Genomic DNA, 11446 nt, shown 5'->3' with positions numbered 1-11446 from the left:
TTGCGATGAGTAGAATTAGTGATTTTTTCCTCATCAGAAATGCTTATTTTATTTCTACTACATTTTCACCATCAAATTATACCCCGATCTTAAAGGAAAAATGAAGGAAATATTAAAAATTTGTGAAGGCAGACTTTTTAAAAGCAGAAAATAGCGGTTAAGATTAAACAGAATTTTAACAAAACCAATCAGATTTAATCGCTTAAATACTTAATTATCTCAGGAGTAATATCAAGGATGGATTTTATGCTCGTTGCGACTTTTTCCTTCCCCCTTCCCCAGATTATGGTCGGAACTTTATTTAATGTGTGGGTTTTAACTGACAAATCCTCAATATTTCCGTGATCGCTTGTTAAAATTATCAAATGTCTCTTCAAATTAACACTTGTAAGCAAAGATTCAAGAAATCGTTCAATTCTATCAATATATTTTAAAGCAAGTTCAAAATCTTGATTGTGCCCCGCCTCATCAGTAAAAGGAAACTCATACATAACGAAGTCATATTCATCAAGCAAACTTGCGATGATTTTTCCAGATTCCTCAGGAGTTATTATCTTAACATCTGGATAAAACCTCTTCAAAAATTCCCCGGTTAAATCAGCTGGCACAGCTTTTCCCTCTTGAAGTTCCTTATCATACCATCTGAATGGAATTTGCGAAGCCATCACTGCGTAAGTTGTCGCAGAGAGTCTATCACCACGCAACTCAAAATAATGTTTTGAATAAGCATTTGCGAAAGTAGCTCTCTTTCCCATCTTTTTTAACTTTAAAAATATGCTCTCGGAGAGAAGAACTTTTCTCAATGTCGGTGTTGGAAGACCATTTATATGAGCCCGCATTAACTCGGACGCATTCACACCTGTGAAAATTGTAGTTTGACCCGTGGCACTTTGAGGATAACCAGGAACATTTAAAGATGCATCCGTTGGAATTATAATCCCACCATATTCCGCACTGAAATCTTCACTATCAACAAAAGCGCGAAAGAATTTAGATTTATACCTTGCAAATGGATTTTTCTCTGGATCATTTTCCCCAATCCCAATGCCATCAAAAAATAAAAGAGCAACTGACATTTAAAACTCAACACTTAATTTTGCTTTAGCCACTAAACCAAAATAAAAATTGTAATTTAAACTCGCCTCGGTCTTAACCCTCTTATTATGCAAGATTGCGCTCACAGTTGCATCCATAGCACTTAAAATGTGATTTGCAACTATTACAAAAGCTGAGGTCGTGGCGATTGAATAAAAATCGTTCGCTTTCCCTCGCTCCAATGAATAAAATTTAAATCTCGGCGTCGGAGATAAAAGTGAAATATCCTCGGGCACAAAGTTCTTATCAAAGTCATTCCAGCCAGGAACATATTGATGGTATTTCCCAATCAACTCATAATACTGCTGTTCTCCGTAAAATGGAAGTCTATGCGAAAAACCACCAGCCTTACGACTTATATATTCTTCTGCTTGATTTAATTTCACCCAATCAATCCTTTGCCACGGTTTTAAATTTTCATTTGGGTTTATTGAAATTATCGGAGCGTCTTGACCCCCATATCTTGTCATCCATTCGTTCATCCACTTTGCATAATCAACGACGCTCCAATTTTCATCGGCATATTGTTTAAACCTTTGAGTTTGTTCATCTCCTCTTTTCGTATAAGTGAAATAAAAATACCACGAGACAATCTCAACTGTAAAAAACAACGCTGACTTCAAATAACTTTTTGTGTAAAGTTCCCCACTTCCCGGAACTACTGCAGACATTAAGCCCGCTTTCAAAGGTGAAAGTTTCTTAACCTCATTTTGAACCTGAGCTATGCCAAGGTCAATTCCAACCTGACCAGTTAAAAATTTTAAATCCTGTGCTGTTAAAACTGAGACAAAGAGAAAGATTACACAAAAATATCTTAACATCTCTCTCACCAAAATTGTTTTTACTCAATTGAATCAAATTCAAAAACGACACCAAAATAAAACCTTAACTCCCGACCATAGCTAAACTTTTGCTTATTTACAACTTTATCAAACTTATCAAAACCATAAGAAACACTTGCAAATATCTTCATCGGGAAAACATAGAAAGAAGTTCCATCAACTCTCAATTCAAATCCGACATCTCTCTTAAAATCTCTTAACTTTGTCCCATCATCCCACGCATTCCCAAAGTCAAAATAAAAGCCAACATAAATTCTTTGCATTCCTATATGTAGAACTTGAAGCGATACATCATCAAAAATTGGAAATCTATAAATTGCTTTCAAAGTTAAAATCTCATTACCTCCGAAAGAATAAAAAGAATAACCACGCATCCCGATCAAACCACCGGCATAAAAATTAAAGAATTCATTCACTGGCTTGCCAAAGATACTTCCATACCTTAAAATAAACCCGAGCGAGTGATTTTTCAAAGGCAAACTTAAATACTCATTCCAATTCAGCTCAAACCTCCAAAAGTTAAAGTTTCTATATACGGGCACAAGAATCCCGTCTTTAAGTTCATAACTTCCATCTGGGTTCAACTTGTTAAACTCATAATTAAAACGCAAGTTAATTTTTCTACCGATTGGATTTATATCAGAGTTGCTTCTGGGATGAATATCTCTGAAAGATAAACTAAGATAAAAAGTGCGACCAATAAAATAAACATCATCACTTGATGGAACTAACATCTTCGTTTCAGGGATTGTAAAGCTTTTTATCTCCGCAGAATATCTTGAGAATGTGAAACCTGTCCTCAAATTTAAATTAGGCAAAATAAATTTCCAGTGAAAAGCAAGGTCAACCTCTGTGAGATGATAGACGATGTCAACTGGGATTAAATTTAAACCAAGCTCAAGCAAAAATTTAGTAGCCCGTGTGACATTGTATGCTTCAACCGAAAATCTCGGCTTCAAACCAAGCTGATAAAGGATTGGAAATCTATCGTTAAATTGAAATTGCAAAAACAAATCACGCTCAAGTTTCTTATTCATTAACGCCCCAGCAAATAAACTGTATTTCCCAACAACATCGGTTGAATACGCATAAAGTCCAAACTTCAAAAGATCAATTCCACGGTCATGTTTATTATAATTATCAAAACGAAAAACTGGATAAACCGCAAGAGATGTGTAAACATTTTTATACTCATAAATTTCAAAATCGGGCAAATTTGTATCATCATAATCATTTGAATGCTTTGACGAGAGATTGAAGCTAACCCCATCGCTAGAGGCAAGCCAATCAACAACAGGCTTAAATCCCTTGACTTCCTTCATATAAGCAATTTTAAATCCATCGGATGTATAAGTTGAATAAACAATTCCCCCATTTTTAACATCCGGCATAAAAGCACCACCGTAGACATTTGTAATTTGAAACATCTCTCCCGTCACAACATCAAACTCATAAATGTTGAAGATGCCACTTCTATCAGATGAGAAATAAATTTTGTTTCCATCATTTGAAAAAACTGGATTTCGCTCATCGCTTGCGGTTGCTATAATGGGTTGGAAAATTAGCGTTTCAATATCAACAACACCAATGTCACGATTATTTTTTAAAGAGTAATCAAATAAAATTTTTTTACCATCCGGTGAAAAAGAAAGGTTATAAACTTGCTCACCATTTTTAAAATTGGTCAAAATCTTGACCTCTTTGATAGAAGAATATTTCCTTTTGTCAAAACCATCAATGTGAATCATCCCAATGTTTGAAGTCCCATCATTGTAAAATATGAATGCGATGTATTTTCCATCTGGAGAAACTACAGGGTTATTTGCCCTTAATCCGTAAGTCAATCTTTTTTCAGTTTTTGAGTTGATCTCGTAGACAAAAATATCATATAAATTTTGCCAGTTTTTATTTCGCCTCGTCTTTTTTGAGTAGAAAATTTTCTTTCCATCTGGTGACCAAGATAATGAACCTGAAACGCCATTGACAATCTTTTCAATCTTCCTCGTTTCAAAATCATAGATGTAAATTGCCGATGGCGAGAAATAATCACTTTCTTTATTTGAGATATATGCAACTTTTTTAGCGTCTGGGGAGAATTTAGGATAAAAATTTCCAAATCCGTCTTTCTCAATTGGTTCTCCCTCAATTTTTTCTATCTCTTCAATCTGGCGACGGTATTTTTCTTTGAGATGAGATTTCCATAGATTGTAAAGTTCCTTCCCATCAATCCCGAGAGATTTTCTTATTGCTTGATCTATTGTAAGGTGAAATGGGGCTTTTAGATTCCTTGAAATTTCTTCAAGTTTTTCAACACCATAATTTTTTGCGATAAATTCAACAAGCGAAAACCCCGAGTTATAAACCGACTCATTCCCTAAACTTGTTTTTCCAAAAGAATTTAGCTGTTCCCAGGTCAGAAGTTTATCATCAATAACTTGCATTCGTAAAATCATATCTCTATGCGTATCCCAATAGTCGTAATTTAAATTCGGATGGTTAAACTGCGCCGTTCCTTCTGCAAACCATGCCGGGACATTTATCCCAGCAATTGGATAAGATACGATGATGTTTGGAAAACCATACAATATATCTGGTCTGCTTTCCTTTTCATAGCCAAGCCATTGAAAATAAACAGCTGGAACTCTTCTTCCAAATTTCATCGCAACCTGCATTTGAATCATATGTGTGAATTCATGCGTGACAACATCCCTTAACCAGTTATGCTCCCCACGAAGTTCAAAATTAAGTGCGCTTGCCCAAATTTCAATTCTGTTATCATAGAAAAAAGTCATACCATTTGAATAATCATCATAATCTTTTATGATGATGCTAATTTTCTGATCAGGCTTATGATTGTAAAGTGCGGTTATGGGATCGTATATCTCCTCCGCAATTTTAGCGACAACTTTCGCTGTCCTTTCAGCTCCATCATGAAAGTGAATGAGAAAATTTTTTGTTTCAATTGTATACCAGCGAAGCTCTGGATGAATAAACTCCTCTTCCTGAGCAAAGGAAAGAAGACTAACAAAACAAATCAAAATTATCAAATCTATCCTTGAAAAAAATTTCATTTTACAATCGCAATTTTTATTATTTTTACATCACTTTTACCTTGTGCAATTGCTTCAATCCTTGCATAGTATATTCCGCTTTGAACATTTTTCACATCCCACTTTATATCGGTTTCAAAATTTGCACTAACATTTGAGTTGATTTCATCCACTTTAAATCCCGCAAGATCAAAAATTTTAATGTTAATTTTCGCATCATAAAAAGTTTTAACACGAATAAAAGTAAATTCGTCATAAACAGGGTTAGGCCAATTATAAACCTCTTTTTTATCAAGTATCTCAACAGATGTTGGAGGGATAAGCTCTGGTGATTTTGAGGAATAATTTGAATGTTTCTCATCCTTGAGATAATTTGACCACAAAACATTTGCAGGTATCACATCAGGCTTTATAGTCCATGCATAAAGGTATCCATCATTGCTCGGGACAAAAAGATAAACAAGGTTGCTCTCATAATAAACCGCTGGGGACGCGACACAAGCACCACTTATTGGAACTGGGAAACCGGGGATAGTTCTACCATAAACATCAAACGCATAAATCAATCCAGTATCAGTTCCAACAATTATTTCAGGTAAGCTATCCGCGTAAAAATTAACGACAACTGGAGATGATAGAGTCCTTGCATTTTTAACCTCTATTGGAAAATTAAAAAGAACTGAACCAAAGTAATTAAAAGCCCAAATTTTATTCCCCGCAGTTATTATGATATCTGGGAACCCGTCAAGATTCAAATCAGCAATTGCAGGCGAAGTATAAATTTCAAGCGAAGGTTGAATTTGAACTTGCTTTACTGCGCCCGTCTGTGTATTAAGAATAATAACCTCGCCAGTTTCGGAAAGTGCAACGATTATCTCAATTTCACCATTGCCTTTCAAATCAATTCCACTGGATGAAACTAAATCAACATTAAAATTCCATTCTTTAAACTCTGTCTTAATTCTTCTTTTTGAGACCGCAACCCACATTGAGTCACTTGCAATTAAAGAAACAACGGGATCGTCCGCTATTTTAATTTTTCGGTTCAAACTTCCATTTTTATTTAAAAAAACAATATTCCCAGCACTATCTCCAAAAAGTATCTTATTCTGAAAAATCGCAGGTGGAGTTGAAATAGGTTTTTCATTTTCATAAACCCATATACTATCAACAAAACCATCAAGATTAGAATCCCATGTTTTAAAAGCATAAACTTTTTTTATCATCCACCCCTATAACATCACCTATCCCATCGCCATCAACATCAAATATCGCACATGCGAAATCACTCTTAATGTTTGAATAATATCCCTGCTCATTTAGTGTTAAGCTCGTCCCAGATGGATTAAATGCAAAGATTCCAGAAGATGAATTCAAAACTATTTCATTCTTAGGATCATTATCTATACTTCCAATCGTAACAAAAGATCTCTCCGTAATCCCAAATATCCGCTTTGGAAAAGCAGGAGCTGGAAGAACTGTTGAATCTGAAGTTCCAACTTTAAATGTCATCACAGGTGAAGGGGAACTAAAGTTGTAAATTTTAACATTAAAGTTTGACAGATTATTCGTCGGATTCCATGGATAAGCATTTACAGAGAATTCATTTTTATAAACAGGCGATGAATTACCTAAAAACCACATATCAAATACCCAACCGATTTCATCTCCATAAATTACTTGTGGACCATCTGCTTCAATAAGTTTTACGCCAAGTCGTTTAACATCGTTATTTATTGAGTTTATCTTCAATTTCTCATCAATCACATTTTCATCAATATACCATATCAAAATTCCAGAACCAGGCAAAGCCCAGTCAGGTTCATCAACATCAATCAAAACTCCATACACTGAATCAATGTCAAAATAATTAAACCCTATCTCATCTTTTGTAAATACCCTTTCAATTATCCTCTCTCCCGTTGAATCACGCCAATAAAATTTTAATCTGACTCCATCGTTAAAAACATCACGGTTTCTATTCTCAATGAGGAAATATTCCTTTGCGCTAATAGGTATCTTAAAAATTGCGTTATTTTTGTTAACTTGAAAAGCAGAGATTGAAATGATTGTATCTTTAAAAACTTTAACTTCAACTGGCTGACAAATCCCAAGTTTTATTTTTTCCCAAGCTGATGGTTCAGGTGGCAAAATCCCACGATATGAAAAAATCCCAGGTCCATCCATCAATCCAAATCTTCCAATTCTTGATCTTCCTGTTTTTGTATCAAACAAATCTGGCAATCCAAGGAAACTTGCAAAGTTTGATACAAGTAACCCATTCAATCCAATTTGAAGTAACGCCTCGCCAGTTATGCTCTGAATATACCTTGATTCAGTTTCAGGAAGAATGATTGAATTTTTAACTTCAAAATTTTCAGTGATTCCATTTTTCCTCAAGAATGAATTTATGGAATCATGGTTTACAAATAGAGACGGGATATCAAATGGGGTTGGGTTATATCCGTACTCAGCAGATAAATTTATATCCCTTCCAACGCCAGCGTGAAAAATAATGTAGCAATCATATTCAGAAAGTTGGTAATTTGTTCGGATTGATGAGTTTTTAACTTTTGTCCAAGTTTCATAGACAAGCATTAAAATTCGTTCAAGTCCAGAGTCTTGTGGCGGTGAATAGTGTCGCATTGGTTTTGATAGCGTGAAAATTGAATCAATGATTTCATATTCAATTTCTATGGAAAATTTAGAAAAATAATTTTTCAAAAATTGCAGGTGGGCTTCAAAATACTTTTTATCATGCGGTGGGGGATCAATGATCTTCTTTGATTGAAAATTTAAGTTAAATTTCCCATTCCCTGTTGTCAATGGATCGTTATCTTCCTGAAAATCAACCATTACCGCAAGAACTTTATAAACTTGCTGACCCTGGGAAAATATATCAACTGTTAAAGCAAGCAGAAAAATTAAAAATATGTAGATTATCCTCATTTTACGGGGAAGAAAATTATTATTAAAAAAGGGCGAGAAAGAGCTCGCCCCTTTTAAATGTCATTCTTGACCACCAAAGTTCAGCAAAATTGTAAAGCGAAGAGTATTAGCAAGCGGATGGTTTTCCTCAAAAGTTGAAATATAACTGAAATCAACACCAACGATGCTATATCTTATCCCAGCTCCAAAGGTTGCAAATTTTCTTCCACCAGCGCGCGGGTCCTCATAAAAATAACCAGCTCTTAAAGCAATGAGCCGTGGGCTTCCATACCAATACTCAAATCCTAAACCAACAGTCACTTTTCTCAAACTTGCTTGTTCGCCCCATGCTGTGATCAGTGATTTCGGCAACGGATCGGGTTTTCTATTTTCACCTGGGTATCTTCTCACGAGAACTCTTCCAAAGTCAACAGTTGTTGTGAAGTTATTATACTTTGTTTGAATTATATCAAAAGCAAAACCAACCCTCAAATGCGTTGGAAGTGGGTCCGCCTGCTCCTTATCAATGTAATGAATCATCGGACCAAGATTTGAAAGGTTAAATCCAGCACTTACTCTTCTTCCAAATATATACTCTCTGAAAAGTAAACCTATATCAAAGCTTACCCCGTTTGCAACTCCCCTGCCCTGCTCTTCCGCCGTTCCAAACGGAGCAAGCTGGCTGTGAATATATCTAAGATTTAAACCAAACCCCAAACTTTTGGTTAACTTCATAGCATAGGCAAGCGTAACGGCATATTCAAAAGCTTTGAAGGTTCCAAGATATGTGTTATTTTCATCTCTTCTTTCAAAAGAGCCCAAGTTAAAGAAAGTTATATTTGCACCAACAGTAGCATCAATAACATTAAGGTAATGTTTTGCACTTAGGTACTCGTAAAACAGATCAGAGCTAAACTGTGGAAGCCATCTTGCATGTGTGAAGCTTATTTCAGTTCCTTTTTGAAAAGCAAGCCCAGCAGGATTCCAGAAAATTGCGTTTGCATTATCCGCAAGCGCAACCCCTGTTTCTCCCATTGCTCCAGATCTTGAATCAGGCGCTATCAAAAGAAAAGGTACCGCAGCATCTCCACCTTGTGCGTAAAGTAAATTACCAAATAAAATAAGCGCCAAAATAACATTTAATCCGATTATAAATTTGCCTTTCAACAACATATTTATTTACCTCCTGAATTTTTGTTTTACAAACCAAGCCAAAGCATTAACCTTTCTATCAGCATCCAATCCTCTTTTGTTTTTGCTTAAATATACAAAATTTTCACAAAAAACAAATTTTACCTCATCACAACTAATTTCCCAAGTGATTCAGCCTTTTTTGAGCCATTAGAATCTTTAACAATTACCTTATAAATATAAACGCCGTTTGCAACCTCATCGCCATCCATATCTCTACCGTCCCACTCAATCGCAATAAAGTTCCCAGTTAGACCGTACCTTTCTATTTTGTTGATCAACTTTCCAGTCAGGGTGTAAATTTTTATTTCAACATCAACAGGGGTATCCTCTAAAGTTGCAACTTTTTGAAAAGTAAAATATGTTTTATCCGCAAATGGATTTGGATAGTTGAAAACATTATAAATCGCAAATTCACCAGACTCAACAACTTTAAATTCAATTTCTTTAATAGACGAATTATTGAAAATATCCCACGCTTTAACTTTTATTTTATGTTTTCCCGGCGCCAGATTCGGTAATCTATATCTAACCTCACCACGCCTGTAATCATCAAGCTTTGCTCGGTAAAAATCGGAAAGGTCAATGCTTGATGGGCTATCATCAATGAATGCTTCAATTCTATGCCCTATTGCAGATGTTGAAACATTAACACCGCTTTCATCAAAAATTTCAATAATTAAAAGTGGCTCATTAGAAACAACATCTCCAGGTTTAAAATTGGCATTATTCAGATAAATATCAATCTCCGGTCCTTTTAAATCGCCAACAAAGTTTGAATCAATACCATTGATTACAAGATTTGTTGTAAAACCAGCACCGTCAACCCAGTCAGAATAAAAATATGCAATTGCTTTAGCTCTTGCATTTGAAAAAGATATATCTTTAGGAAGAACGAATTCGCCTTTAAACATATCATTTTTAAGCGAATACTCACCTCTGAAAAGTAAATTACCTTGATCGATAAAATTAAACACCCACCCAAGCTCATCGGTATAACTTAAACTTTTCTGAGCATCAAAAATTGCAATTTCAACTTTTCCAGATATATTTAAATTTGAACCGTTGTTTTTGTGTACTCTCCCAGAAAAACTTGCCCTTCCAAGGGCTTTGAGCTGGATCAGTTGACTTGTACTGTTCCCGTTCATAGTGTCAATTGAGACTGAATATCTTGGTATAACAAGATGCAACGCCGGGTCTGCAAATAAGAAAAATTTTCTATCGTTAAGTGATGCATAATATTGTTTAACCCTGAACATCGCCTCACCAACCTTAGCTGTTTTATATTCGTCAGTCCACTTAAAAAGTTCATCAAAAAATTTATAATTAAAAGCTGCGTTATCACCCGAATAAACAAGCCTTGCAGATGAAAGAACACCAATTGCACCACCATTTTTAAGCGTTAATAAAACTTCGCTTGAACTTTGTGATTTCGGATTATCAAACCTCGCAAAATCACATGTAGCTGCTACAACAAACGGCAATCTACCGCCATTTTTTAGGTTTTGAATCGTATAACCGATCTCAAATACTCTCTCATGCGCCCAAACATACGGATTACCATGCCCTATCCAATTTACAATTGCAACACCACGATTTATAAAATTAACAAGTGCTTTTGATGCTTCTGGCTTCCTTCTTCCAGCAGAAGTGTAGGTAGTTGGATACGCCACAAGATAAAGCTTCCGTTTATCAATAAACTCAGGGGTATAATAATTAGCAAGGGCTTCACTCTGAAGCGTATGGATTGTTCCATCAGTTATACCCCCAGAAGTTAAACCATCATCAGCAACATATAAAATTGTATTTCTCCAAAAACCAAAATCTTTATTAGTTTCATACTGAATTATCTTATTCACAACAGTTTCAGCTTCTTCTTGGCTTTGTACTGGTAAACGACCTATTGCCATGTCTATGTAAATATCCGGAGTTAAAAGCACAAAGAAGTCATCGGATGTATATGTTAAAATCTGTTGCAATCCTTCCCTGCTTTCATAAGCCGGGATCCAATTTTTATCCACAATTTCAACATTTCTATAATCATAATCCCCGTCCCCGAACAACAAGATGTAAAAAGGCTTCTTATTCCATTTGTCAAACGCATATTTTAAAAAATCTCTTATCGCAACTGGGTCAAGAATTCCACATGAAAATTCATTGTAAATATCTTCAACATCTACCACAAGTGTTTTAAGGGAATCCTTCTTTGCTCTGTGATCAGCTAATCTTTTCGCCTGTGTTATGAAATCAGGATGAGTTATCGCAACCCAATCAGCTCCTTCAATTTCCCCACGAAGGTTGGTATTTCTAACCTTTTCAATTTTTGATACCTTTCTGTAG

The 11446-nt window shown here is 35.3% G+C and carries 5 protein-coding genes and 1 pseudogene; all 6 read right to left on the bottom strand.

From position 1 onward, the window contains the following. Positions 1-194: 194 nt before the first annotated feature. The gene (locus AT685_RS05495; protein ID WP_072151863.1) at positions 195-1076 is read right to left on the bottom strand and encodes an alkaline phosphatase family protein; all 882 of its coding nucleotides are present in this window, start codon (positions 1074-1076) and stop codon (positions 195-197) included. Continuing rightward, positions 1077-1916, bottom strand: a complete 840-nt coding sequence (locus tag AT685_RS05490; protein WP_143713141.1) for a DUF5683 domain-containing protein — start codon at positions 1914-1916, stop codon at positions 1077-1079. A 20-nt stretch (positions 1917-1936) separates the two neighbouring features. Next, positions 1937-5008, bottom strand: a complete 3072-nt coding sequence (locus AT685_RS05485; protein WP_081040606.1) for a PD40 domain-containing protein — start codon at positions 5006-5008, stop codon at positions 1937-1939. Then, positions 5005-7936: pseudogene (locus tag AT685_RS08790) on the bottom strand (T9SS-dependent M6-like inactivated metalloprotease). The gene AT685_RS05485 and the pseudogene AT685_RS08790 overlap by 4 nt, the downstream one beginning before the upstream one ends. A 60-nt stretch (positions 7937-7996) precedes the next feature. Next, on the bottom strand, positions 7997-9088 hold the full coding sequence (gene porV / locus AT685_RS05470; RefSeq protein ID WP_072150834.1) for a type IX secretion system outer membrane channel protein PorV: 1092 nt from the start codon (positions 9086-9088) through the stop codon (positions 7997-7999). Positions 9089-9207: 119 nt separating this feature from the next. Beyond that, a partial coding sequence (gene porU / locus AT685_RS05465; protein ID WP_143713140.1) for a type IX secretion system sortase PorU occupies positions 9208-11446 on the bottom strand: 2239 nt, incomplete at its 5' end.

This window comes from Candidatus Kryptobacter tengchongensis (assembly GCF_001458555.1).
In the GTDB taxonomy this organism is placed as follows: domain Bacteria; phylum Bacteroidota; class Ignavibacteria; order Kryptoniales; family Kryptoniaceae; genus Kryptonium; species Kryptonium tengchongense.
The sequence above is the reverse complement of the archived record's forward strand: the minus strand, read 5'-3'. Positions and strand labels throughout refer to the sequence as shown.